19 protein-coding genes are annotated in these 24,691 nt (G+C 61.5%); 2 read left to right on the forward strand and 17 right to left on the reverse strand.

Annotation, left to right across the window (positions count from 1 at the left end; all coding sequences use genetic code 11):
* Positions 1-472: 472 nt before the first annotated feature.
* Entirely contained in the window at positions 473-637 is a 165-nt protein-coding gene (locus tag ACR9Y2_RS07470; protein ID WP_435040442.1) for a hypothetical protein, read from the reverse strand.
* 397 nt (positions 638-1,034) lie between these two features.
* Between ACR9Y2_RS07470 and ACR9Y2_RS07475 the strand changes: the two genes are divergently transcribed.
* Positions 1,035-2,129: a hypothetical protein gene (locus tag ACR9Y2_RS07475; RefSeq protein ID WP_435040444.1), complete on the forward strand. Its 1,095-nt coding sequence runs from the start codon at positions 1,035-1,037 to the stop codon at positions 2,127-2,129.
* A 13-nt stretch (positions 2,130-2,142) separates the two neighbouring features.
* Here ACR9Y2_RS07475 and ACR9Y2_RS07480 read toward each other — a convergent pair whose 3' ends face one another.
* Entirely contained in the window at positions 2,143-3,366 is a 1,224-nt protein-coding gene (locus ACR9Y2_RS07480; RefSeq protein WP_435040445.1) for a hypothetical protein, read from the reverse strand.
* Positions 3,367-3,963: 597 nt separating this feature from the next.
* On the opposite strand from ACR9Y2_RS07480, the gene ACR9Y2_RS07485 reads away from it, so the two are divergent.
* Positions 3,964-4,419 (forward strand): hypothetical protein, encoded by a 456-nt coding sequence (locus tag ACR9Y2_RS07485; protein ID WP_435044832.1) that lies wholly within the window; start codon positions 3,964-3,966, stop codon positions 4,417-4,419.
* A 16-nt stretch (positions 4,420-4,435) separates the two neighbouring features.
* Here ACR9Y2_RS07485 and ACR9Y2_RS07490 read toward each other — a convergent pair whose 3' ends face one another.
* From ACR9Y2_RS07490 to ACR9Y2_RS07560, 15 genes are all read right to left on the reverse strand, one after another.
* Positions 4,436-5,341 (reverse strand): hypothetical protein, encoded by a 906-nt coding sequence (locus ACR9Y2_RS07490; protein WP_435040447.1) that lies wholly within the window; start codon positions 5,339-5,341, stop codon positions 4,436-4,438.
* Entirely contained in the window at positions 5,338-7,518 is a 2,181-nt protein-coding gene (locus ACR9Y2_RS07495) for a Gfo/Idh/MocA family oxidoreductase (RefSeq protein ID WP_435040448.1), read from the reverse strand. Before ACR9Y2_RS07495 ends, ACR9Y2_RS07490 begins: the two co-directional genes overlap by 4 nt.
* A complete protein-coding gene (locus ACR9Y2_RS07500) occupies positions 7,515-8,897 on the reverse strand; it encodes a hypothetical protein (RefSeq protein ID WP_435040449.1) in 1,383 nt (460 codons plus the stop codon). Before ACR9Y2_RS07500 ends, ACR9Y2_RS07495 begins: the two co-directional genes overlap by 4 nt.
* Before the next feature lie 30 nt (positions 8,898-8,927).
* Complete coding sequence (locus tag ACR9Y2_RS07505) at positions 8,928-9,944, reverse strand: hypothetical protein (protein ID WP_435040450.1); 1,017 nt, start codon at positions 9,942-9,944, stop codon at positions 8,928-8,930.
* A 17-nt stretch (positions 9,945-9,961) separates the two neighbouring features.
* Positions 9,962-10,921: a hypothetical protein gene (locus tag ACR9Y2_RS07510; RefSeq protein ID WP_435040451.1), complete on the reverse strand. Its 960-nt coding sequence runs from the start codon at positions 10,919-10,921 to the stop codon at positions 9,962-9,964.
* The gene (locus ACR9Y2_RS07515; RefSeq protein ID WP_435040452.1) at positions 10,918-11,604 is read right to left on the reverse strand and encodes a hypothetical protein; all 687 of its coding nucleotides are present in this window, start codon (positions 11,602-11,604) and stop codon (positions 10,918-10,920) included. The genes ACR9Y2_RS07510 and ACR9Y2_RS07515 overlap by 4 nt, the downstream gene beginning before the upstream one ends.
* Positions 11,597-12,058 (reverse strand): hypothetical protein, encoded by a 462-nt coding sequence (locus ACR9Y2_RS07520; RefSeq protein ID WP_435040453.1) that lies wholly within the window; start codon positions 12,056-12,058, stop codon positions 11,597-11,599. Before ACR9Y2_RS07520 ends, ACR9Y2_RS07515 begins: the two co-directional genes overlap by 8 nt.
* A gap of 289 nt (positions 12,059-12,347) precedes the next feature.
* Complete coding sequence (locus tag ACR9Y2_RS07525; protein ID WP_435040454.1) at positions 12,348-13,832, reverse strand: hypothetical protein; 1,485 nt, start codon at positions 13,830-13,832, stop codon at positions 12,348-12,350.
* 214 nt (positions 13,833-14,046) lie between these two features.
* Positions 14,047-14,979: a hypothetical protein gene (locus ACR9Y2_RS07530; protein WP_435040455.1), complete on the reverse strand. Its 933-nt coding sequence runs from the start codon at positions 14,977-14,979 to the stop codon at positions 14,047-14,049.
* Positions 14,980-16,007: 1,028 nt separating this feature from the next.
* On the reverse strand, positions 16,008-16,871 hold the full coding sequence (locus ACR9Y2_RS07535; RefSeq protein ID WP_435040456.1) for a hypothetical protein: 864 nt from the start codon (positions 16,869-16,871) through the stop codon (positions 16,008-16,010).
* 42 nt (positions 16,872-16,913) lie between these two features.
* A complete protein-coding gene (locus ACR9Y2_RS07540) occupies positions 16,914-17,441 on the reverse strand; it encodes an RNA polymerase sigma factor (RefSeq protein ID WP_435040457.1) in 528 nt (175 codons plus the stop codon).
* A gap of 50 nt (positions 17,442-17,491) precedes the next feature.
* A complete protein-coding gene (locus tag ACR9Y2_RS07545) occupies positions 17,492-20,584 on the reverse strand; it encodes a CHAT domain-containing protein (protein ID WP_435040458.1) in 3,093 nt (1,030 codons plus the stop codon).
* A 12-nt stretch (positions 20,585-20,596) separates the two neighbouring features.
* Positions 20,597-20,752 carry a hypothetical protein gene (locus ACR9Y2_RS07550; RefSeq protein WP_435040459.1) on the reverse strand — a complete coding sequence of 52 codons (156 nt, stop codon included), beginning with the start codon at positions 20,750-20,752 and terminating at the stop codon, positions 20,597-20,599.
* Positions 20,753-22,087: 1,335 nt separating this feature from the next.
* Positions 22,088-23,104, reverse strand: a complete 1,017-nt coding sequence (locus tag ACR9Y2_RS07555) for a hypothetical protein (RefSeq protein WP_435040460.1) — start codon at positions 23,102-23,104, stop codon at positions 22,088-22,090.
* Complete coding sequence (locus tag ACR9Y2_RS07560; RefSeq protein WP_435040461.1) at positions 23,101-24,585, reverse strand: hypothetical protein; 1,485 nt, start codon at positions 24,583-24,585, stop codon at positions 23,101-23,103. The genes ACR9Y2_RS07555 and ACR9Y2_RS07560 overlap by 4 nt, the downstream gene beginning before the upstream one ends.
* Positions 24,586-24,691 lie beyond the last annotated feature (106 nt).

The raw sequence follows: 24,691 nt of genomic DNA on the forward strand, positions 1-24,691 counted from the left end.
CTGCTGGCATGGATCTAGTGGCGTTGGCGAAGACGACCAGAAATCGAAGTATAGCGATGGAAGTGCCTCAGATGCAATGGGTTGGGCGGACCGCGGCCATTCTTCCGCGTTAGAGCAGAGCCGCATCTCCGCCAACTCAAAGCCGACGGCGGGGCGTATGTCGGCGTGGTTTGACGATTCACCGCCCCATCGCGCTTCAACCGGAAGTTGGGCGAGCCAGACCTGTTCTCCCTACCGCCGGGTCGTTCGCCAGCGGTTGCAACTGATTGATTCCAGGTGCCGTCTTGCCGGCACCATGTAAAGTAGCGCACCTGCGATTGAGGCAGGTGATCGCCCTACGAATACCTTGGAGAAAGCTCAAATCACGGGTTCTGACCATACTCTCGATCTCCTCCGCCTTCGGTGGTCGCCCAGGCCGTCGTTTCTTGCCACCATCGTACTTCTGCGCGATCAGGCGGCGGTGCCAGGCCAACTACGTCTCACGCGTGACGATCGTATTCAATTCGAGGAACATTTTGTGCCCGATCCCGTTGGTCTTCGCTGCCAATCGCTGGCGCTGGTCGTCGGTGAAGCGCAGTCGCTTGCCCCCCAACTGCGCCCGTAGCACTCGATTCTCTTCCCGCAGGTATTCGATCAACTACGACTGTCGGCGGTCTAACCAGCCGGATAGGGCGAGCAGGACGAATCGAAAAGGGTCAAGGCGTCAACTCATAGCGGCAGTAAGATTATCGCCCCCCAAGGATGGCGGGCGCTTCGATCTGCTTTCGAATCAGCCGGATCGAGTTTGCGGACACACCGCGCGGTTCACTCAACATGCGCCCGCCTGCGTTTCCCCCAGAACAACAGACCGCCTTCTCCACCCTTATTGGTCGAAGCCGTCGGTAGTCTAGCGGATCACATTCTGCAACAGCTCACCCCGTCTGTGCACTCGGCCGCCGCATCGTGCGCTCGACCCATCCGCGCCGATGCCGATCGCCTCGGTTTGCCGGGGAGTCGGACTGAGCTCCCTACAGGACGCATTGGAGGCGGTTGGTATGATCGGCACAGAAAAGCAGCGGGTTGGAATCGTGGGACATGCGGCGGTGGACGCCAAGTTTCCCCATCTCCGATTTGAATTGATCGACGGGACACTGGTGCGCGTCGCCGCAAACGGGCAATGGATAGACGTGCGCACTTTGGAGCCCGTCCAGTATTCCAAGACGAGAGCAGTCATTCCCGCCGGCCTGTGGGCGTATGCGGCGGACTGGAGTTGCGGGGGTGGCGGTCCGAATTCGGTGATGGGCGCTATGCGGGCCGTGCCCGATCTCAAGGTTCGTTACCTGGAATCGACGCGGCCTGACGAGGTAGTGACCCGCGCTCTCTCGTTTCCGACAGTCGATATGGAGGCGCTCAACCTCCGGGCGACGCCGCGGAACGCCATTCTCGGCGGGGCGGACAAGCTGATCCTCAAGTCGGCGCTGGAGGAGGGACAGCGGTTGGGGGATGGCCACTTCGCTCGCGTGGATTGGGTCGCCGACTGCTCATGGGTCCTGGCGAATTCCCTGAAGGACCGGGAGATCCTTGTCCGGCTGGCGGAAAAGGCGCGGGCCGGCGCGACCCGCCTGTGCATAGTCTTCACCGGGTCGCCTTCGCCCGAGTTCACATGGCGGCACGTTTTGCCCTGCGCGAGCGCAGTTGTCGGCGCGTCGGACGAAGTCCCGGCAGTGATGTTCTGGCGGGTTCGGGCCGGCCTGCCGGGGGCGATCCGGACGTTTCGGCGGTTGCAGGCTGGTGCCCGCGCGGCGATGATTTTCGTCACGATGGGGGCGGACGGGGTCCTGGCCGGCGGGCCCTATCGCGGATGTGCGTATCACGTCCGGCTCTCCCCGGTTGTATGGGAACGGCTGCAGTCCTTGGTCGCGTCCGATCCGACGCGCCTCTCAGGCGTCGGCGACGCATTTGCGGGCGGCCTTGCCGCCTACCTGGTTTCGGGGCGGTCGACGGCCGGATGCTTTACGGCGCTCCCGGCTCCGGCGGCAGCAGCGGCTGCGGGCACTTCGGCGGCCGCGCGCTGGCTCGGCTTCGGCGGCCCGCTGCGGGCCTCGGACTTCCTGTGCACGCCGGCGGCGGTCGTCGCTGTTGTGGCCTGAGGCCGCCGCAGCGCTATTGAGCAATCACCGGGACGGATGTGAACGTGCCGAACGGGCTAAAACGCAATCCGAGGCCACTCACGCCTCCGCTGCTCTGGAACTGCACAATCCCTCGCTTGCCGGCCGTGGCCGGCACTTGGTTCGACAGGGCGAAGGAGGTGTGCCCGTTCCCGGCAAGCGCGATCGGTTGCGAGTCGAGCGAATTGCCGCTATCGTCCCAGGCCGTGGCGGTGACGGTGGCGCTCGAGGTCGAAAGGTTCGCGAGCGCGACGCCCGTGACAAACCCGCCGGTGTTGTCGTACGGCAGGATAACTGCCGAAGAACCTGCTTGAAGTGTGACCGTTCCCTCCGAAGGTGATGCGCTCAAGGAACGGAAAACAGCGAAGCCATTCACTAGACTCGAGCTCTGCACGTCGGCCCAACCTACCACAGACTGTACGGACGGGTCGCCAATCGCGATGAAGATGGACGAGCTTGGGCTCAAGACGGCGCTGACGGTTCCGCCCGTGACGGTCTGGGCCGCTCCATGCTGAGTGACCGTAAGCGGGACCGCACCGAGGGCGGCGCCGTCGTCACCGCGAAAGGCTACATTCACCGTGGCCGGAGAGGCCGATGGGTTGAACAGCGTGACCACAGTGGACCACTGACCGCCGCCGGCGGCGATGTGGGCGAGCACCCCGGTTCGACCCGAGGGAGGAGTGCCTGCGGTGTACTTGATGCTGCGCACACGAACCGTCTGAGGCTGCGGACCGCCGAATACGACCTCGGCGGGGACGTAAACGTGTGTGAAGTCCGTTCGCGCGAAGCGACTCAACGGAATGGTCACGGTCTGCCATTGACTGGAAACCTGTATAGTGACCTTCGATTCGGAGCCATCCGGCCGCTGAAGCCAGTCCTGAACGCCAATATCTACGGACCCAGGGTCGCCGCTGACTTCGAGCACGAGGTTTCCACATCCCGACAGGTCACGGGACTGCCGGCTGCCGACGCTGCCCGCCGCTCCAAAGCTGAAGAAGACCGAGCCCCATGACTGGAGGGACGGGTATTGCATGATCAGTGAAGCCCCGTCGTTCGAGAGCCAATCGGTGCGGCCCCCCGATGTGTTGAGGCCGACGGCGACACCGTTTCCGAGCGAAGCACCGTTCAGGACCACCTGATCCGGTGGGCACTGGCCCGCAACGGAGAGCACAAAGGCCAGCGTGCAATAAACTACGTGGAGCAATCTGGCTACGCGCATATTCGAAACACTCCTTTTCAAAGGAAGCGCCGGGCGCCCCCTCCCTTCTTTCAGGCCGAATTCCGCACAACCAAAGACCGCTGTGACCGCGAAAGCGCCAGCGGGGCGAAATCCCGGCGTTTACTGGTTATGCAGGAACCGGCGCTTTTCTTTCACTCACAGTGCATGGGCGTCGTGCGACGTCCATGCGGGCGGCCGGCAGGATTGGAGGCTCGGAGAGGGGAGAGACAGCCCCCTACATTCGCTAAGCGCTACACACATTGTCCCGTTGCCCGTTCAAACTGGTCGATTCTGGATCCGGTTGCTGCGAAAAGATGATGAGACGCGGTGATTGCTCCGCTTGTTCGCTTTTGCGTGCGTTTCTCTGCCTGCTGCGCCGGGCGCTTTCGCGGAGTGGAAGCTCCCTTGGGCGGTCGAGTTCAACGGGCCCGCCGGGAGCCCACCGAATCCCGAGGAATGAACCTACGACGTCGGCAGGAACAGCGGTCGGGGCAATAACGAAAAGGAGACATTTACCGATTCGCGCGAGAACTCCTAAATCGACAGCAATGGCCGCCTTGTCATTCGCGTGCTTGCGGCGGATGGTGGCTACACCTGATCTATGTCTCCCAGCTGCAAATCAACTTCCAGATTCCCTGGCGGACGTTGCGGCTCGGCAGGATCCGGGTGGAGGTCGAGCACGGCGTCTTCGGCCTTGCGGGTGCGATCGAGGCGGTGGTGGTTTCGCCCGCGATTTTCGCCTCGCCGCTGGGCGTCGCTTTTATGGTCTGCAGCGCGGGCGTCCCTGCGCCCGGCGCGACTTGCAGTGTGTGGGGCAATGGGTTCGGGCCTACCGACCCTCCGCAAGTCGATGGTGCCCCTACCCGGCCCGAGGTCCTGGCGTCGACCGAGTCGCGCTGCGCCGTCGTCACCTTCTGCGGTCTTGCCCCGGCGACACTCATGTATGAGCTCGATTTCGTCTTTCTGGACGTCGGGCGGGCACCCTCCGGGAATTGGTGCGCGGTCTTGAACTCCGCCGGGACGAGCGTCGAGTTTGTGCTGCCTTCGATTTGAAGCGGATCGCCGACTTCTATTCTCCAGGGGAAACGCTGGGCAGCACCTCGAAGGAAAAGGTCATTTGTGCGGCTTCGGTGGTGCGGTCAGCCGGTGGACTCTCCGATTGCTTGAAATCCAATTGGCTGGCCGCCCAGAAAGCAACGATTTGAGCTGGGTTGGCCTCATCCGGCCAGAGTTGTCGCTCGCCGGGGAGTGTGGCGCCGGCGCCGGTGCGGAATGCAAAGCGAATCACGGCACCCTTCAGCTGCGGATCCTCCGTCACGAAACGGACGGTGAGATCGCCGCCGCGGCCAGTCACGATGGCATGCACGCGTCGATCCTTGGACCAGCATTCGAACGCGAAATCGTTGTGCGCATCACCGACGTCCAATGGCTCCATCCGCCCGCGACCAATCGTGGCGCTCGTGGGAAGCAGAAAGGCTTCCCGGCTGAACAGCGGAGGAGAGGAGGGCGTCGCCCCTCGATCCTGCCATTTGTGGACCGTTCCGGAGCGCTCCCCGGGCATATCCCAATGCGCGCCGCCTACGACGAAGATCGCGTCGGCGCGATCCTGCCACTCGCGGATGGCGTCCTGCTGCTGCTCACCGGCCGGGAGAAACACGACTCTCGCATTCAGCATGGTCAGCAGGGGGTGATCCGCTGGGATCCAGACGACGCGGCTGTCGGCCGCTTCGCCGGCGCCGACACGCCACAAGGAGTCGAGAGGCTCAAGAGAAACAAACGCCGCCTCTGCGAATTCCTCCGCCTCCCGGCTTTGCCCTCCATACACGACCACGTTGGCAGCGCAGCGGCGCGCGTCGCCCTCGCCGGGCGTGAGGGCCGCTTTCAACAGATCGGCGCTCCCGACCGGCAGCAGGGTCGGCTCTGATCGGAAGCGCTGGAGTGAGCGGATCGGCCGGACCAGACTCATCAAATTCATAGGCTTGCTCCTGAGACGCAGTCACAGACTCCCGTGCCCCGTGGGACGCGATCGAAGTTCCGGTTCTGCTTGATCCACTGAGTGCTCCGCCACATGGCATCCAGGAAACCGACGACCTGCTCGCCGTCCGCCACATTCAGGCAACTGCTCAGGATCGTGTTTAGGCCCCCGTACAGGTCTGACATCAGCGCGCGATATGCCACATCCCTCTCCAAGATCGGCTCACTGAAGTTCACACCTGGACATTTTACGGTATTTCCGGCGAAATCAATCAGCAGCTCGTTCTGGTTTCTACCCTTAACACGAAGGCTTTTGAATGAAGGGTCAATTCCCTTCCCGGCACAAAAGCTGGCGCCCAAGAAACCACTTCCATAGTCCCTGATCCGGCAACGGCCGGCCAAACCGGTTTCGTTATCGAATTGGGAGCAATCGAGCGGATCGTATTGAATCGCGCACAGGACCCGGACCAGATCGACGTCGTTCAATGGGCCCAGCAAGACCAGCAGCGCGGCAAAATGGGGCAGCAGATCCATGCCGAGCCCCAGGCTCAGAGTTCGCTCACGTTCGGGCTCGACCGGATTCTTCTCCGTCATCTCAAAAGCTACATCCTCAAGTCCGTCGCCCAGCGCCGTCAAGATCGGGCCGAAGTATCTGAGGAGCGGGCTCAGACGCAGCAGGTAGTGGTCGATACCGACGACAGCAGTTTTGTAGGCGCCCTCCACCTCGCTGAGCGCCATGGAATAGAGAAGGCCGCGAAAACGCTCCGCCTCGGTGTCGAACGGCTTTTCCACGAAGATGACGGGGGTCTTGCCGAGCCAGTGCTTTGCAATTTCGACGTGCGTGACGTCCGGCGTAACAATGAAAACGGCGTCCACCTCTCTGAGGTGCTCATACTGCCTAAAGTCGACAGGGTCCGCCTTGTTCCAATAGTGTTCAGAGAGCCATGGCATCTCTTTGCTCCCTCGGGAGCGTAGCGACGAGCGCCATGCCGGGGCGGCGGCCCAGGTTTCATCGTTGGCATAGAAGATGTTGAATCTCCGCGTCGCGTGTTGGGCTATGTCCCGCGCCGCGGGCCGGTAGACTTTCTCGGCCCACTGACCGACTCCCTCAATGACGATATTGAACGGCCGTCGCCGATCTGGCCTTTGATCCACGAGGCGACTGGCAGCATGAAGTCTTGCTTTGAGCTTCTTCTCGAAACCATGTCGCCACGACGGCGTCGGCTTCACGGCTATTCTGTCGCCGAAGAGGTAGGAACGAGCCAGCGAGCCAGATTCCGGCTCATCTTTCAACCGACCGGAGTAGTGGATGGGAGTGGGGAAGTCTTGGGCGCGTAGCGGATCTTCCGGCAGGATCGCTTCCGAAGTGGCGTGGCGCAAACGCAGGCCGAGGGACCGGAAACGCATCACCAGATCCAAGTTGGTCGTCAACTCGCGATGGAGGAATGGCGCGAGGGCCATCCTGCCGCTCCGCGGCACACGCACGGACCTGGCCTCGGGACCAGGTTTGGCCGGCAACCGAACGCCGAACCGATGCGCCCGGGAATTCACGCAAAGGCGGTTCAGCAGGAAATGCGCTTGATCGCGATCGTAGTAGAGAAGAAGAGGCGGTCCCGACTGACTCAGGCAATTCCGCCATTCGTGATCCGGTTCAGGGACAGGGCCGTCATTTGCCAGTTCGAGTGTGATCAGAGTTTCTCCGGCGCAATAGAGCGCGCAGTATGCGCGAGCCGGAATCAGCAGCTTGTCGCCCGGTTCCGCCAGCCAGAGATCGAGAAGTCCATTGCCCATGTCTATCACGGCCATTCCGAACGTCTGGAACTCGCAGAGCCGGTCGATGGGGGAGGTCGGCGCTTTCGCCGGGAAGCGATCCACGCGCGCGCCACAGAGGACGGGATCCGGATCACCCGGGCAGATTTCGGGGACTACTTCGATGCGGAAGCTTCGGTTCCAGGCGGCGGCGTATGACGGAGCGGCCTGCGGACCTCCGCGACCCAGAATGCATGGGTGCAGGGCAGCCCAATCGTGCCAATCACCGTTTAAGTACGGCACCAGCGCCGTTTCGAGGCTGACTTGGGTGTGATCATATCCGGGCGGCACTCGGATCAGGCATCCGACGCCGTGCCCGCATAGGGTAGTTTCCTTCGCGCGGTAGGAAACGCCTTCAGGAAGATTCATGATCGCTCGCTCCCTCCATCGATAGCCGGCTCGCGTTCGGCGACTACAAAACAAGCCCTGACCCTGCGCCGGTTCGGCCGCGGGATCTGGTCCACTCCATTCACGATTTGGAATGCATCTTCCCCCTCGTCGATCAGCAGAGCTTCGGCCGCCCCCGCCCCACAGAATATGGCGGCAGCTTCCTCTAACGTGTAGCCGCGTTGTTCCCCGGGAAAGCCTTTACATGCGAGCGCCAGCACGCGCCGGCCGTCCGCGCTGACGCCAACCAACGTCCACCCGTAGCAGTTGCGGCGAAAGCAGATTTCCAGGCCGACGACCGTCCTGCGTTCGTGGCGGAAGCGCCATTCGCCCGGGCGGAGGAGGCGGCTTGTGCCCCCGACCTCGGAGTATCGGCCGAGCATCAAAGCCCCACGCACCTGCTGCTCGGTGGCGCCGCCGATGGGCCACGGCAGGACCACAGGGCCGGAAAGCGCGGCGCGCAGCAGGTTGCGATTCAAGTCCGCGATGAACTCGTTTTCGCCGAGCCAGATGTGATCCGTCTGGTCATGATCGAAGAACCTGCGCGGCAAATAACGGCCGCAAGTCGGCCTTTCTCCGGGGTAGAGCGGCCCGGGCGGATTCAGGGTCGGCGTCTGGAGAAGGTGCCGCACATCGCCAAACTGCTCACAGCTTTCCAAGGCCGGGACCACCTCACTGTCGCGAAGGACTCGCTGATTCGAAATTGCGAACTCGATCTCGCTGCTGCGATCGAACCAATGTCCATCCCGGAGGACCTCCGCGGTGACGTCCAGACCTTCCGTGTGGGCAAATCTCATCTCTTCGATGGACACCAGTTGCCGCGTTGTCACACGCGCCTTCCATTTGACAAGACAGGTGTAAACCCGGCCCAGAACGTGTTCGCCCCGCAGACATACGAAGTGGCGCCCGGGGGCCAGATGGCCATTGAGGTAGGCGACATTCCAGTAATTCATGGTCAGGTCGCCGCATCCTTGCATACCCTTGATTCGCCACTCTGGAAAGAGATAGGGAAAGAGAAGTTGATGGCAGTTATTCCATTCCTTGTCTCGCAGCATGGCTTCGAGGTCGGCCTTCAGCAATGGGTCAGCCGCTTTGCCGAGGCGCTCGCGCGTTATCATGTGATCCGCAGCTGCGTCCCCGTCCCAGATGAACCAGGCGCCCCGTCGTTGGGCGTGCGGGTCGGTGATGCGGTGGGGCGGGTCGAGCCAGTCCACGGTGGGAGGGCGGTCGCCGGTCCGCTCAATACCGGTCCCGTAATCGCCCACCCCAGAGAGGCGCATGGTCAGAAACAGTTCTTCACCAGCGTCAAACTCCACGACACTCAGCGGAACGGGATTCTCCAGCTTCAGCACGGTCTTCATAAAACTGAATCTGTGAATTGGTCTCGTGACCTACTGTAACCCCGCCGGGCAACCGTCCTCGGAGAAGTGAATATCGTCCAGATAGACTACGGCGCCATTCGGATTGCCGGCGCGCTCCATCACGATCGTGAACGCCGAGACCACGTTCCTCAGCTTTTTGTCCCGAAGGCTAAGACAATATTCCGTCCATCTCGGCGTCAGCGGCCGGAATTGATCAACTACTTCATAGGATGCCCGCTGACCTTCCGGCAGGCCCCGCTTGGTTCCGCCTCCGGATTTGAATTGGACGACCGGTGGCTTTCCGGAAGTGAGATCTCCCCTTGCCCAGATGCGGAGTGACCGAAAGCGGGAAGACTCGTCGACGCCGCTCTCGAGATCTTTGCCTGGGGAATCGCCGAAGTTGGGCTCTCCGTTCGTGAACTGCCAGGCAATGGCGAACCACGTCACTTTGCTCTGTGGCGAAGCCGATTGCGCGGGCTCCGGCGTGTAAGCAAGCCTGATGCACGTCGGCGGTGAGTGCGGGTCTTCCGGGTGGCCCTGATTCAAGTCGACGGTAGCGCCTTCCTGGGCGGAGCCCATGAATCCGGCGGGAATAAACCCAAGTTGCTCGATGTAGCCATCGGTACTGGGCGCCGCGTGTTGCGGTGGAGGATCGATTGCCGGCTTGACGGAGCCGGGCGGCGGGACGACTGCCGGTGAAGCCGTCGATGCCGAGACGGAACCGGAACCGCCAGCCTGGAGCTTGATCTGGGCAATCGCCTCTTTTTTGGAGCCGTGCAAAGGGACAATGACGCATACCACGATGATGTCTTCCGAGGCCGCGTCCGGAGTGAATTCGATCGTCCTCGGATCACTTCCAACGCGGATGGTCCCCTTGCCGCTTTTGGTTGCCCAGGAAAGCACGTCGCCCTTGCCGCCGGCTCCCACCAGTTTCAGGGTGATCGTCTGTCCCGGCTTCGCGTTGTCGGTCTTGTCAGGAACAATCTTCTGGGCGTAGATCGCCGGCGCCAGAAACAGCGCGAGCGTCATATTAAACTTGCTTTTCATTGCTGCCTTTCTCCATATCAATGCACAAACGCTTTCGCGACCACTGTTACAGAGTCGCGTCGAAACAGAGTCAGTTCCATCTGCAGATCCAACGACCCCTCGGCTGAGCGCCAGAAATCGATGGTGGCAGTCCCGGCGCGCACGGGTTTGAGGGTGACCAGGCCAGGCTCGACCCGGGGGTCGGGCGCGACCACGCAGCCTGAAACTTCGCCCAGGGAGAGCGCCTGAAGCCTCCGATAGACGCGTGGAAAATCGGCGGGGAATGTGGTGAGCCAGCCTAGGGGGAACTTCGCTGGTGATTGGATGTACCACTCGTTCTCGTCGCCTTTTGCCAGCAAGTCCTCCTCGATCAGCCCGATCTTGGCATCTACGCGGCCCACCTTCATTCTCTCGACGCCTGCCGGCCTGTCCGCGAGAATAGCAGCGAGCGTCTCCATCGGAGGCGAAGAGAACGGACTACACAGATACACCAGGAGGGTCGGAAACCAGGCAAGGGCTAGCGCATGCCGGAAAGTTCTCCGCCAGACGCGCGGAAGCTGCGGGCGCGGGAGAGGGCCAACCCCCGCCCCATAACGGACCAACAGCCGCGCCTGCCAGCGCAGGAAGCTTCCCAGCAGCAGTCCGCGGCGGTTCCGCGCCGCTTCGCGAAGCATCGAGACCCATGCCGCGACCGGCACGGCCATCTTGGCGGGATCGCGCTCGTCAAAGGCCATCGGAGACATTGGCGGTCGAATCCTCTCCAGACGGCAAACCCCGTAGGCGGAGAGAACGGCAGGGAGTCCGAAGGCCGGAACAAGGAAGGCGTATTCCCACCACCCCTGCCACCAGGGAAACCTCGCTGCAAGGTAGTATTCCGTAAGAAACAGCCAGAGCAGCACGACATAACAGCCCAAAGCGCATGCCATGCGAAAGCCGGCCGTGAGGAAGTACTCGAAGAACAGCAGGAAGCGAGCGAAAAGCTCAACGACACTGTTCATAACAGCACCTGTCCGGACTGCAGCCGAAACAGCTGGCGGTAGCAGTCGTCCGCATTCGAGGCGCGGAGCACCGGAACAGGACCGTCCGGCACTCCGGCGTCGAACAAGAACAAACCAGGTATTTTGGGAGCAGGGGCCAGGGGGACATCCCCTTGTTCTTGAGCGATTGCTGCCACGCGAACGCGTGACTCGGGACGCTCATCCGCTTGAGCCTTCAGTTTGAGAATCAGCGCCCGCGGATCCACGGGCAGGAACTTCCCGCACTCATCAATGGCCGCTGACGCCGCCACCCACTCCAGCCGAACCGCGGTAATGGCCTCTTCGATCTCGCCAAAGTGCGCCAGGGCCCGCCGGTTGAAGTCGCCGAAGCCGACTTTCAAGAGCGCCAACAGGAAAGCGGCACCGGCTGATCCTCCCTCAAGACCCGGGAAATTGAGGCCGTGGCAGGGGCATAGACACCACTTGATCGAGAGACCGGCGCTCAACGCGAAGTGGGTCATGGCGACGCGATGTGCAAGCTTCGCTGTCGAGAGGAATCCGGGTTCGCCTTGCATGACCACACCATTCATACACGGCCCCCGATGTAGACCTGGTTCGAGGGCGGCGTCGAGTTCCAGCGACAGGCGCCCGGTCCGGCCGGCGACGCCGAACTCCAGGGGAACCAAGGTCGTCACCTTAGACATTTCCCTCTCCTTCCTGCGGCGGAACCGGCAGGACTTGAAACTCGAAGGTCAGTTTCTTTTCTGGAACTCCTGGAGGGGCTGCTCCGCCCGGGCTCAGACTCGTCTGGTTCTCACTCCAGAACGCCGCCAACTGGCCCTTGTTCGCTTCATCGGACCGCAGTTCCTTCCTGCCCTTCAATTCTTTTCCCTCGTCCGTCGAGAACTTGAAGGTGACAACGGCCCCCAAGAGGTCGGCGTGCTTGGAAGAGGCTATGAACACAACGCTCAGATCGCCTCCCTTTGCGCAACGGACCGTGGCACGGACCCGGCCGTCGGCGGCCTGGAAGCCCTTTTCAATCTCATTGAAGAGTCTTCCGACGTCCGTTTTGGCCGCAGCCGGGAGTACGATGAGTTCGTCTTCCTGTTCACGACCTTCCTTCGTGAACGGTATCTCGGCAATTCCGACGCCGTGCAACACCACCTCGTGAGGCAGGAGCCTCACAAGGGCTCCGCGACCCAACCGGTCGAGAGGCAGCGGGTATTGCGCACCCGCGGAATCCTTGAGAACCACGCGATAGGCGCTCCAATCGGCCTCAGTACTTCCGAACGCATGGCACAGGACTTCGATGTGGTATTCCCCGCTCTTGACAGGCTCGACCCGGACAGCAATACCTACTCGCTTTCCGAGGGCATATCGCGGTCGGTCTGGTGTTACGGTCAGGCGCTGAAGAAGGTCGTGAGCCTCGTGACGGAGTTCAGTTGCTTCATTCATCCTTGTCATCCTCCACCTCCGGTACGCTCCAGCCCTGGCTGCGCGCGTACTCGATGAGTTCGGCAGCGCGCACCAGGTCGGACCGTCGAAATGCTTCCACGACTTCCTGATAGGTTTCGCGTTCGCGGCGCCGCTCAGCCGATCGTCCGGGCGGATCCGCCGTGTTAATCAAGCACATCCAGCGGTCCAGAAACTCGCTCATGAGCCCCCGCACCAAGGGGTCGCCATCCGGAGGCGGGCCTGCCAGAGGCCGGAAAAGCGGAAGCGGCGCCCAGACAGCCGCGGGCGCGCCCTTCGGCTCTTCCGCTCCACAATCGCAAATCACCTCCTCGACGTGACGGAACCTCCCGCAGCGGCCGCAACGCACGACTCGCACTGGCCCGAAATCGCCGTATGCGCTGAGCAATAGGAAGTTTTCCCGGAGGTCCTGCTTCTCTTCAACCTGGCCCGTTGTCGGATTGATGGCGGTGGTTACGCGGACCATGAGCACGCGCCGGATGCGAGGCAGCCCAGCAGAGTCGGGGCCGGGCGAGCCGCCCCAGCCCTCACGCGAGAGATAAGAGTAGTACATCGCGGCGATCAACGCCTTCGGTTTCAGCGGAAAGTCCCGGCCGTTGATCGCCGAATTCACGAAGTCCTTCAGACCCAGTTTGGGGTCGGGAACCCAAGAAGCCAGGCGATGTCGTTCGGCGCAGGCCCACGACCCGCAACCGCACTCCCACTGGGCCAGTGAGACCGGACCCACGGCGGCGCGGACTAACGCCTCACGCCCGGAATTCAGGCGCAAGAAGCGGCTGAGATTCGCGTCCACCGGAAACGCCACCTCCACCGTCGCAAAGTCCCCCGCGCGGATGACGATCCGCCCCCCCGGTCCGGCCGCCAGAACGCGCGCTTCGGAGACCGCTACGGCATTACCGGACATCACGTCAAAGATGTATCTGGACCCGGCCGGCAACGGAATCAGAGAATAGCCCTGTCCCTGAACCCGCGTGAAGTCGCGACGCGGCGCATCTTCGGCGATCGGGGCGCCATTGATGTCGCGGTTGCCCGCGATGGCGAAGAGATTCTCGGCGGACTCGTGCCTGGAGTGCAGCGGTTTGATCAGCCGGAATGCTAGCGTGGAGGCAATCACCCAGCGGGATTCCCGCAAGTCGTCCATCGCGGAGATTTCGTTCGGGTCCTGCAGGAGTGGCGTCAAAATGGCTCCCAACCGATCGTTTGCCACCATGATCGCCGCTGTGATTTGCCCAACCAGGAGGCGAAAGGCCGATTCCCACAGTCCGTTCACCCCGCAGTCGCCGGTGTCTCGTAGCGTTCTGCGCCAACCGCAGCCATAAGCGATTGCGCAGTCGACGATGAGGCGTCGTTGCGCGCCATCGTCAGGAATGGCACCGACGAGGCCTGCCAGGGCAATGCAATGCGGGAGCAATTCTTCGTCCGAGCAGTCCATCGGCGCCGTCAGAATGGAAATCGCCATGAGTAGGGCCACTTCGCCCTTGCCAAGGCTGGCAAGCGCCGCCGCGTTTCGACTGCGGACTGAGTCGACTCTAGCACTGAATTCCTCCTGTCCCGCCGGACGGAGAACCTCGACATCGACGCCGCGCATCAGAGGCCTGAGAGCTGTTAGTTCGCGTATGGTTGGCATGAGCATGTGAATGAGCTTCCTCTCCCGCCCACTACTGGCACGGCGGCTACCAATACCACAGTCCCGTGCTGAACGTGACGCCGATCCGCACCTCGTAATTCGGTGTGGAAACCGGCGCCCGGTCGCGATAATAGGCGCCAATATGGAGGTACTCGCCATAGATCGCAAACCGGTTGATCCTGGTGACGTCCTGCAGCCGGCCCCGCAGCGACGGGGCAAACCGCACGCCGCCGCCCACCAGCAGCCGATTCTCCCAGTAATAGGTCTGATTATCTGTTAGCGAACTTTCCAGGGCCCCATACGGAGTGATCGCCGAGAGCGCCCCCTTCTGGCTGGCGCGTATCCCGGATCTCAACGCGTTGGCGAATATCCAGCTTCGATAGGTCGGGGTGAATTCATTCGCCGATTGCCGCCACAGGCCGTGCCAGGTCTCGGCCCACCAGGACGATTCCGTGTTGTTCACACGCAAGGAGCGCCAATACTCGGCTCCGAAGCGCGTCTCTTTGTGCGGTCGCCACCTGTTCTCCGCGCCCCAATAGTCCAGGCGGTTGTATTCAGCGAAGACTCGTGTGGGGCCAAAGACCTTAACCCAAGGACTCGAGGAGCCGCGCCGAATGTCAAACGGATAGACTTGCAGACCGACGCCGGGGCCGCCGAGCCACGCGTTTTCCCACGCTTCGGATTTCGAAGCCATGATTCCGCTCAACCGCAAGTACGGCCCCCACGCAAAGTGCTTCCGGTTCGGGTACAACCACCATTCGACTCGCGAATCCCACTGGCCGACAGCCACGTTGTGGTTCTCTTCGAAAAACTGGGTCTTGTGGTATCCGGCGTCGAAGTTGCCGGCAAACGTGAGGTGCGGATCCCAACCCAAGGGACTGTCCGTCTGCGCGAGACAACAACCGGCAGAGGCAATCAAGATCAACAAACGGCCAGTCAGCAAGACGAGCCGTGAATCGGGTATTGTGAGAGCGGACATGTATACTCCAAGAGCGGTCGGCTCTTCTCTGACTCTCTCCTTCATCTATGAGAATCGGTGAACCAATCTTTCAGTAGGGGGGTGGGGCGCCGTTGGATGAGAGCCATCATTGCGCCTCCAACCTTCACGGCGAGAATCGACTGGTTCTGGGAGCGGTGTCCGTAGACGACCAACGTTTAAATGGTGTCTACGAAGAGACTTGCGGTCAAGGATCCGTTCAGCGGCAAGGATCCGGGGACACCGGAAATCGGGATCTGAGTGGCGTGCTGCGTTGTCCAGGACAGCGTCACCGGATCGCCAGGCTTCCTACTGTTGGCCGGAATTGGCGACCGGCTTTCGCTTGCCGCGCCGGACGAACCGCGCAGCAGCCTCCTAGCGCATTCGCGGCACGATGACCGGCACCGGGCCCGCTTCCAAGCCGGGCGGATTACACGGCCAGTGGACGATCCGCAGCCCCAGTCCGACTGGCGCCGGGTTAGCGCCGTTGCACATGAACGCCTCGTCATACCCGGCTTCGGCGAAAAGCGCCGGCTTTTAACCCAAGGGGCGGACATATCGGACCGCGCCGCTACCGGCGCGCTTCAGCCAGGTCGTTTCCAAGAGCCCCACGGTTGCCTACACGTACTCTCGCGACCCGGCCTTCATCGGAAGATTGATGCCGCCTGGTTGCCTTTCGGGGCTATCGGTGGCGCAACGTCCACGGCTTGTCGATCCACTTGGACGGCGAGCCCCTCCACTGCCAGAGCGCCACCCGCCACCAATACGACTCCTCCCCTGGACCCAATGCGGGCCGACCTCTCCGCCGAAGAACACAAACTGCGTGCCGCTCACGAGGCTCGCAGCCTTGATGGCCATGGCATAGAAATGGAGCTTGAGTAACGTCTTCTGTAAGTCGTTGACCTGCAAAAAATTCTCTTTCTCCTTGAGCCCAACAGACATTTCCATTGCGGCATTAAGTTATCGGTGGAGCGGGACCGAAAAACTTTCGCCGCGCGCAAGAAGCGCGGTCGCCTATAAGGAAGTGGGGGCTAGGGGCGCACGACCGTCCACGCGAACGACTCCAGTACGTCGTCGGAATTCTCCACACTACGCTTCACGAATGCTAGATAATTTCCAGGGCCGAGTTCTTCCGGACCGGCGGCCCAGACCAGGCAACGGCCCGATGTCGTCGGAAAACTATGCAGGCCAGCGCGATGGAGGATGGCGCGGCGCCCTTCCGACTCGAGCCGGAAGACGTCCAGCGCGAGAGAAGCATCTCCGGCCAAGCCAGGCAGGTCGAATTGGATTCGGATTTCCTTCAGTCCGGTGCTCAAGGCGACGCGGCGGTCCTGATCGCCGGCAAGTGACTTGGTAACGCCGGGGAGCAGGATCAGGCTCGCAACCGCTTGCGAAGAAACTGCCAATGACGCGGCCGGAACCTGGTTTCGTTGCAGACCCGGCTTGTTGTGGAGGCGGAGAAGGTCGGACCGAAGCCTGGCGTTCTGAAGGACCAGCGCAGCCACAACCATAATTAGGAACGGTAGGCAGGCGAACACCGGTCCTCTGATCTGAGGGTGAAGAAGGCGCTCCCACCAGGACTCCGCGGCGGGGCGCGAAATCCAGGATGAGGCCACCTCTCGTCCCTCCTCACGAAGTTGTTTGGCCACTTCGATCTTCTGTCGCAAGTGAGGATTGGCCAGGTACTTACGCTCGAAGAGGGACGAGTCGGAGGGGGACAACGTCTGGTTCATGTAGCTGCAGATCAGCTCTTCCTCCAGCTCCGCAACGCGATCAAAGTAGACGGTTTCGCAGACGTACTGCTCCTCAATCCTCTCCGCCTCGTCTTCGGGCAGGTCCTTCAGAAGATATCGGATGATCCGGCGGTCTTGCTCAGATTCCCAGCTTGTGCTCACACGGGGCCTCTGCATAAGGATGGCGCAGAATGAGCTCAGATTTCATGCTCCACCCGGCAAACCGAGGGCCGATCGCAATCCCCGTCGAAATCGCTGCCTGGCGCGGCAAAGCCTGAGGTTGATGTTCGGCACGGACGTTCGAAAAACCGCGGCCATGGCTGCTGGCGTCATCAGCTCCGCGCTTAGAATGATTTCTCTGTCGGGCCCGGGGAGTCTCCCCAGCACCTGGCGGACAAGAATCGCGGTTTCGCTACTGGCGAGACCAAAAGACTTATTTGGGCGTTCTGGAATGTCCGAATCGATCGGATCCGTCTGTTTCGGGCGGCTTGGTCGTTGCTCGCGCAGAACGTTGCGGGCAAAACCGTAGCAGAGCTTCGCCAATCCGTCCTTGCCTTCGATCCGGTTGCCATCCTGGAGCCAGACGATCACGCGGCTCAGCGTGTCCTGCGCGAGATCCTCCGGATCGGCGGTGCCGTGGTGTGCAAAGTAGAAGCCCAATCTTGACCGAATCTGCTCCCATTCCTGATCGGGAATATTATTCAGTTTGTATGGTTGGGCGGTATCTCCCATGCCGGTACCCAGTATGTCATCATGCACCGGTATATAGAAGGGAATTTCGGTCAGTCCAACCCCGACACGAGCACGAATGAGCTCCAGTAATACGGGTCTTGCCAGCGGGTCGATTGTCCGATCCGGATCCTGGCGCGCAGCAGCGCGGTAGAAGGCGGCACTGCTCCCCGGTTCAGAACGTTGTCCAGAAAAGCAGCGACGAGGGCGGCGGAGGACTCGGCATCGACGCGGTTGAGCGGTGCCAGCAAGGCCGACGCGCCGGCGAACAGGAAGGCGCGCGAGATGCTCACCAAGCCCTCGCCGCGCACCTGGCGTCCGCGCGCGGTTTCGCAAGCAGAGAGCACAACGAGGGACGACGCGACGGGCAAGTCATATATCTCATAGAGTCTGACCATGCCATCGATTGCCGTGCCTCGTTTCCCCATCATGGAGAAAACGATGGCGGAAAGCTCCGGTTGTATGTCGTCGACAAAGGCGTGAGTCGAGGCAAGCACGTGCGATGATTGCCAGAGTCGCTGATCGAGAAAAGCCTTGCGGGTGCTTTGAAAGCCGCGAAGAACGGTCCGCCGGTCGGGAGGCACGTGTCGAAGAATGGGGGCCAGTTCTTCGTCGGCAAAGGGCAACCGCGCCAATCCGAACCCTGGGCCACCTTTGAGGACGGGTTTCGGGACAGCCTCAGGCAGAGGCTGTCCCGCCAGTCGCGCGTCGGTGGCGTCGAAGACCGGATCCACAAGCGCGGTTACGCGGATCGGCATCCGGCCAGCGATGCGTCGGCGTTCCTGGAGCAGGAGGAACACAGATGCGGATGGCGCCTGGACGAGCTCCCAGCGCATTCCCATCGCGTTTTGCGGATAGGACGACGGGCGCGAGCCGTCGCCCGGGAGAGCCGCGAATGGGGCACGGTGAAGGATGCCGTCAGGAACAACTAGAATCCGGCTTCCGGCTTCCGTGGTTCCGAAAGGCAATCCCAAGGCTTCGGCGAGTTGGCGGATAGCCACCAGGAATTCCACGCGTTTGAGGGGATATGCTTTGCGTTCCTGCGCGTTCTCCATCTGGTCAATGATGGCGCGGGCGCGGGCCTCGATGCGGCTTCGAGGCGCTAATTCCCTCGTCTGGAAGGAGTTTTGCCCGATGATCCAGACATAGCTCCGGCGCTCGCCCAAAGAGTATTCCACGAGTAAATCGTGGGCTCCGAGCAGCCGTTGCGCCTCATCGACTCCCAGGGACGGCGCGGCGAGCGCATCACATTTGGAGTTGACATTTCGAGCCCGCACCCCGAGTTCTTCGTCCTCCGCCAGCAACTCATCGATCTCGCGGCGGAGGAGCGCATCGGATACCGGATCCGGTTTCGGCCGGACTGCCAACTGGGCGGATTTGAAGTTCAGTCGACGGCGGACGGATCGCAGCTGAGCCGCCAACTTCGGATTGTCGAACGGAACAACGAGCGGGCTGCAGGACATACCCTCGATCAGGGTCCGCGCCCGAAGCCGCTCCGCGACCGAGAAGGCGCGTTTCGCGAGCGTGTCGTGTTCGGAAGAAGCGCGGTGGGACATAAGCATCCCGATCAGAAACTCGCCATAGGCCTGCTTGTCGGCGAAGTAACTTCTGCGGAGCGCTTCGCTCTCCACATTCGTCCGCAGCGATTCGACGACGTCGATCGCCTGTCCGGCATGGCGTTCCGCGTCATCGATCTTGCCCTCCTGATTCTCGACCACAGCCAGTTGATAAAGCGTCTCCGCCCGCTGGTCGTGGAGGCGCCTTTCGTTCCTGATGGACAGGGCCTCCTCCAACCGGCGTCGCGCCTCCTCCAGGTCGCCAGAAGCGGCAGCGAGCACGCCGAGATAGTGCAGCGCACTTGACAAGCCGCGCTGGTTCCCTAGGTCTTTGTACAGAGCCAGCGCAGCCCGAATGGACGTCTCCGCCGCGGAGAACTGATTCATCCGAAGCAGAATCTGGGCAATATTGTTGTGAACGTCGGCCACGCCGCCTATATCTTTTGCTGCTTGCAGGATCCTCAGGGCCGCCTGTTCCTGACGGAGGGCAGCTCGCAAATGGCCGGCCAGCATCTGCGCGCGTCCCAAGTTCAGACGAAAGCGCCCTATATCGCGCTGCGACGCATTCGCTTTCCGCGCTATCGCCAATGCTTGAAGGAAACAGGAAGCGGCCCGCTCGTGCTCGGCCATCGACAGGTAGACGAGTCCCAGGTTGTTGGTGACGCGCGCGGCGGAAAGTGGATTCGCTCGTTGGAAGAGCAGGCTTGCTTTGCGATACTCGTCGAGAGCTTGCTGCCATTCGCTGCTCTGCCAGTGGAGAAGGCCCAGATTCGACCGCGTAACCGCCTCGCCGAATGACATGCCGAGCTGCTTCCAGGCACCGCTCGCGTAGGCAAACTGTTGCAGAGCTTCATCTACGTCGGTGAGTCTCAGAGCGGCCAACCCGACATTGTTCGCGGCCTCGGCCTCGCACCTCAGATCCGAGGCCGCGGCGCAACTCGCACGGGCCTCCCGGAACGAGTCCCGAGCCGAACGATCATCGTTATGCGAAAGCAGGACATCGCCGAGCCGGAGACGCGAGCGCGCAACGGACAGCACGTCCTGCAGCTGCCTCCAGGCCTCCATGGAATTCTTGGCCAGGGCCACCGCGTCGGTGAGCGTCGTGCCGTCGTGGACCGACCGTTTGGATCGAGTGGCCAAGTCTTCGGCTACCTTGGCCCGATCGTCGTCCGGCCTGCGAGGGGTTACGGACAACAGGACGATCGAACCCTTCGCCTGCCCGGCATAGCGGACGGAAGGAGCGACGTCAATCTGGTACTCGCCCCCGACGATTGCATCTACCGTGAGATCTTCCGGTCCAAAATCGAACTGATCAACCTCGCGCCGCGACCCGGCCGGTCCGATGATGACTTCGGCCAGATCTCCCTCCAATTGCTCGACGCGCACATGGGCCGCCGTTCCTGGTGACAGTGTGATCGTAAACGAAGCGCGGCCTTGCGGCGTCAGGTAGATGGAGCGTGAGACACCGGGCGATAACTGATGAGTGTCGGCGGAGCAGAATGGAGGCAGAAAAAAGGACGCCCATATCGCGGCCAACCGCAATGAGGGCGTCCCCATGGTGATCATCGAACTCAATTGTAACGGATACACGGCCCCGTCAGCCTAATTGCACGTGGCAGTGCCGGTCTCCTGGTGGATTTCGCAGGACATCGCCTGCGCGCCACCGTCGACAGGCTTCTTTTGCGTGGGGGTGAACGGATAGAGCTGGTTACCCAGGCTCGCAATCAACAGCATCACGATCTGAATCAATTGTTCCATGCCCTAACGTAGGGGGCCGCCGTCTCAAGAGTCCGTCGAGCACGAGTCGTTTGACCGCAACAACCATGGCGCTTGGCAAATCACCCACGGCGCAAGCAGCGCAGCGCGGAAGTTGATGTTCCTGGGCACCATTGCCGGCGCTTAGCTCGTAGCCGTTGACAGTCGGGATCATCAGGTGGACAGCTTCGAAGGCGAGCAGAGCCGAATCTGGATTGCCCTCCATACCGGATTCCGCGGATTCGGCCATCGGCTATATGATCACCACACGTTCCTGAACCGCGCAGTCGCACAGGACGATGTGCGCTCAGCTCCCGCAGCGCTCGATTCCCGCACATCGTAGGGACAGAACAACGTCGCAGTCTGAATCCCGCCGGATGTTAGGCATATACTCGACGCCATCGGGTCTGCGGTCACTGGATGCGCGTGTGCTCGACGCTGGTCCCCAATCATCAGAACTTATCCGGCGGAGAGGCACAATGGCATGATTTATGGGTTGTACGTAACGGGGTGAATCCGGCCTTGCCCGGCAAGCGCAGTTGCGTTAGCGGAACGATCGGGGAGGTGTCGGTAATTCCAGAAGGCGTCAAGAACGATCCGGCTTCGGTGTCTCTGCGCGACCGTCCACGGCGCCGACGCCGTCATGAGCCGGATGGAAGCGAGGGGAAGTGGGTCAACACTGGCCAGCAGACACTGGCGCCGATGCTCAGTGTGGACATGATGGACGCCTGCGCGCCGGGGTGAAGGTCGGCATTCGTGAGGCGGTGTGGGCGAATCGCCGCACTGTTACACGCGGCTCACTGACATTCTCGCCAACTGACAGACTCTGCGCGTGTTCTCCATTCGCTCAATCCATCTGGTGTCGCGATGCCCGCAAAGATGTTCACGTTCCATTCAGGGACAGAGTTGCCCATGGCCTCGTAGCCAGTAGGGAGCTGGGGAAGTGGAAGAGTTCTTGACATTACACCAGCGGGCAACGTCGTGCTCATGCGCAGGGCACCAATTGTGGCGGCAAGCGGGCTGGACGTCACCGGAAGGGATCTCCCTACTATAAAGGGGCTCGTCACGCGTCCCGAAGCGGTTGCGCCGGGCCGCGGCGTTGATGCTCATATCTTTCTCCCCGCGTACAATGTCGACAATGCCCTCGATCCAAACGCTTCGGATACCGTTGCAATCTTCTCGGAGGTCGTCGGCATTGAAGTCCCACTCGCGGAGAGGCTCGACGCGAAGCCGAAGAGTGTTTCGGTGTGCTGTGTCTCCAAGTGCACGCCGTGGACCTTGAGGCGGCAAGTTTATCGTTGGGTGCGCGTCCGATGTCCTGCTGCGAAACGCCGCCTCTTAGATGATCTTGACGCTAAAGTGGCTCAGCACGTTCATCATTGGCACGCTCCAGGCGATGTCACGGTTGTCGCCGCCGATGTGCATGGAAACGACGGGGTTCTCCGGTATGTCAATCACCACCGGAGAACCCGAGTCGCCACCCGCGTTGAACAGACGCGATTCCACCAGGCCTGAGAACGAGAAGCTGCCGACACCGGGGTAGCTGATCAACCGGGTTACGTTTAGCTGCCGTATTATTCCTGAGGTCCAGTTCCCTGTTGTTCCCCGGAACATCCGCACCTGCCGCTGAAGCTGATCGCCACTCGTTACAATAGGCCCGAACGTCGACCCATCGGGGAAGCGGTTCGTCACCTGCGACGCTCTCGTCGGATCCAGCTCCACCAGCGCCGCATCGAGGAAATTGGCTCCAGTAGAATTGAATCCCGTGAACTGCCGCAGCACACCCACCACATTGCCGAGCGACTGAGGATTGTTGTCCGGAGGAGCTTCCACCGGCTGCCCAGGCGTATTCAGTCCAGGCGGCGCCAACACGTGTGCGCATCCGAGTGCGAACACCGTACCAACGGGTGAGTTCGCCTGGACAATTGCAGTTATGGTTCCGGTGGGCCCCACGTTCTGCGCGGCGGGCAATCCGGGCCCGATCGCCTGCATCGCCGCAACTGAGTCGTGTTCCACAACATCGGTGAGAATGCGGCGCCCGAGGTGCTCGAAGCGCAGACGTTTGGGGATCCGGTGCTCCTTGGTGAGCCGCCGGTCCGGGACCTTCCGGCGCACGGTGAACCTGAGGCATAGCGTGCTTTCGTCGATCTTCTCATCCTGACCGGATTGTTTGGCCGCGATGCCCACGCCGACGATCTGTCCTCCCCATGCGAGGCCCGTTAGAAAGCTGCGGTTCTCCGCGCTGAGCTCTTTGCCGCCTCGAAACCGCTTTCCGAGCAAGGCAGACGAGAAGAACCTGCCTACCAAATTGGTCACGTCCCAAAGCAAGTCGAAATTCTGGTCGTTCCGCTTCATTTCGCCGCTTCCTTCTTCTTAGCAAGCCGCTCGACGGCGCTCTTGACGGGAATGTTGATGCCAATCGCGAGCTTCCACGCTGAGCTCGATTTCACTTGGCCCGTCGCGCTCTCGGTCACGCGAGTGACTGTCCGCTGCAGGCCCGCATAGGGCTGGAATGCCTGTAATATTGCATTGTTCTTGAACGGGCCTAGAGCGAAGCCCATGCCGAAGCCGAAGAAGGTGCGGTCAAGAACTCTGCCGCGCAAACCCAAGCCAATGATAAATCTCGGGTGCCAGGTCGTTTTCGGATCCTTAATGTCGATCTTGTGCGGGATGAAATTGGCGAGGCCTAAGATGCTCTCCGCGGCCACCTCGCGTGTCTGGAGCCGATTGTCCGCGCGCACATACTCGAGTTCATCGACCTTTTTGACGGGGAGACCGATGCTGGCGTCAAACCAGTACTTGCCTTCGTTATCAACCTCTGTCTCCCCGGTCACGGGAGTAAACAGGGTATTCGGATCCGCACCGACGGTCCTCCAATCCGCATCCCTTATGATGGAGATTCCTGCCTGCACCCACATATCGCTCGGGACAGGGATATCGGGCATTTGCCCCATCCCGTAGAGGGCGACTCGCACGGGGTTAAGCTCGGTACCCTGCGCGCCTTGAGCGAACTTGGCGAGGCCAAGCACGTCAAGGACGTGGGTGAGCCATGCTGGGTCCTTTTTCTTCGACGCCATAAACTGCGTCAGGCGCGCTATGTCCTCTGGCACGGCGAACACGCGCCCGCCCCGATCTGCAAACGGAACGAACCGGTTGACAAACCATTGGCTGAAGTTGTAGTTCTTCTCCAGCTCATCCTTGAGTGCCACCGTTGCCATTTCGCGCCATTCTTGCGTTTTTGCCGGCTCGCCTATTCGGAGCGCGGCTGTACTCGCCGTAATCTCTCCAGCCAGTGCGTCGACCACCAGGAGCGTCCGAACGCTACGCACGCCCCAGAGGCGCCTGCCTTTGATCTCTGCGAGCTTCTGGCCCCGCCAGTAAAGAAACACGCGGTTGCCGAACGGCCGCGGGCAAAGCGTCAATTCGAACTTCTTGGCATCTATTCCTTGCGCGTCCTTCAGGTCCTTCCGCTCGAAACGCACGACCTGAATGATCCACGTGTCGTCAGCGGAACCGCCGATCCGAGCGAGCAGCAGCCTCGCCGCGTCCACCGGGGAAATGCCTTCCTTGCATTCCACCACCTTGGCGTCCGGTTTGGCCTCGCCGGCGAGGAGCATCGCGGCTAAGCACGGCGCTGCAACCTCCGGCAATACATTCGTTAGGCCAACCGAGGGCCGCCAGTTGCGCTCTACCGGCATCTTCTCTTTACTATCTTCTTCCTCCATCACAGAGGACCTACCCCCGACTTTACCTTCCTTCGACTGCGAACTCGTCTGGGCGAGAGCCACAACGCAGAGCAGCACCGCAAAGCCGAACCCTAGACAGCAGGACTTCATAGATCTCATCTCCTTCGTCATCTCTAAGCGCAATCGCGCTGCAGAAGCGGACACATCGCTGCAAAAGCGAGTCGCTAGCCTGGTAGTCTGCTGCACGGCATCACTA

Origin of the sequence: Paludibaculum fermentans, from assembly GCF_051172195.1 — a bacterium.
Classification (GTDB): domain Bacteria; phylum Acidobacteriota; class Terriglobia; order Bryobacterales; family Bryobacteraceae; genus Paludibaculum; species Paludibaculum fermentans_A.

Coding starts and splice junctions, on each gene's coding strand:
- ACR9Y2_RS07475 (WP_435040444.1), top strand. CDS start 1,035: ATGATCGGCACAGAAAAGCAGCGGGTTGGAATCGTGGGACATGCGGCG.
- ACR9Y2_RS07480 (WP_435040445.1), bottom strand. CDS start 3,366: ATGCGCGTAGCCAGATTGCTCCACGTAGTTTATTGCACGCTGGCCTTT.
- ACR9Y2_RS07490 (WP_435040447.1), bottom strand. CDS start 5,341: ATGAATTTGATGAGTCTGGTCCGGCCGATCCGCTCACTCCAGCGCTTC.
- ACR9Y2_RS07495 (WP_435040448.1), bottom strand. CDS start 7,518: ATGAATCTTCCTGAAGGCGTTTCCTACCGCGCGAAGGAAACTACCCTA.
- ACR9Y2_RS07500 (WP_435040449.1), bottom strand. CDS start 8,897: ATGAAGACCGTGCTGAAGCTGGAGAATCCCGTTCCGCTGAGTGTCGTG.
- ACR9Y2_RS07505 (WP_435040450.1), bottom strand. CDS start 9,944: ATGAAAAGCAAGTTTAATATGACGCTCGCGCTGTTTCTGGCGCCGGCG.
- ACR9Y2_RS07510 (WP_435040451.1), bottom strand. CDS start 10,921: ATGAACAGTGTCGTTGAGCTTTTCGCTCGCTTCCTGCTGTTCTTCGAG.
- ACR9Y2_RS07515 (WP_435040452.1), bottom strand. CDS start 11,604: ATGTCTAAGGTGACGACCTTGGTTCCCCTGGAGTTCGGCGTCGCCGGC.
- ACR9Y2_RS07525 (WP_435040454.1), bottom strand. CDS start 13,832: ATGGCGATTTCCATTCTGACGGCGCCGATGGACTGCTCGGACGAAGAA.
- ACR9Y2_RS07530 (WP_435040455.1), bottom strand. CDS start 14,979: ATGTCCGCTCTCACAATACCCGATTCACGGCTCGTCTTGCTGACTGGC.
- ACR9Y2_RS07540 (WP_435040457.1), bottom strand. CDS start 17,441: ATGGGAGATACCGCCCAACCATACAAACTGAATAATATTCCCGATCAG.
- ACR9Y2_RS07550 (WP_435040459.1), bottom strand. CDS start 20,752: ATGGAACAATTGATTCAGATCGTGATGCTGTTGATTGCGAGCCTGGGT.
- ACR9Y2_RS07555 (WP_435040460.1), bottom strand. CDS start 23,104: ATGAAGCGGAACGACCAGAATTTCGACTTGCTTTGGGACGTGACCAAT.
- ACR9Y2_RS07560 (WP_435040461.1), bottom strand. CDS start 24,585: ATGAAGTCCTGCTGTCTAGGGTTCGGCTTTGCGGTGCTGCTCTGCGTT.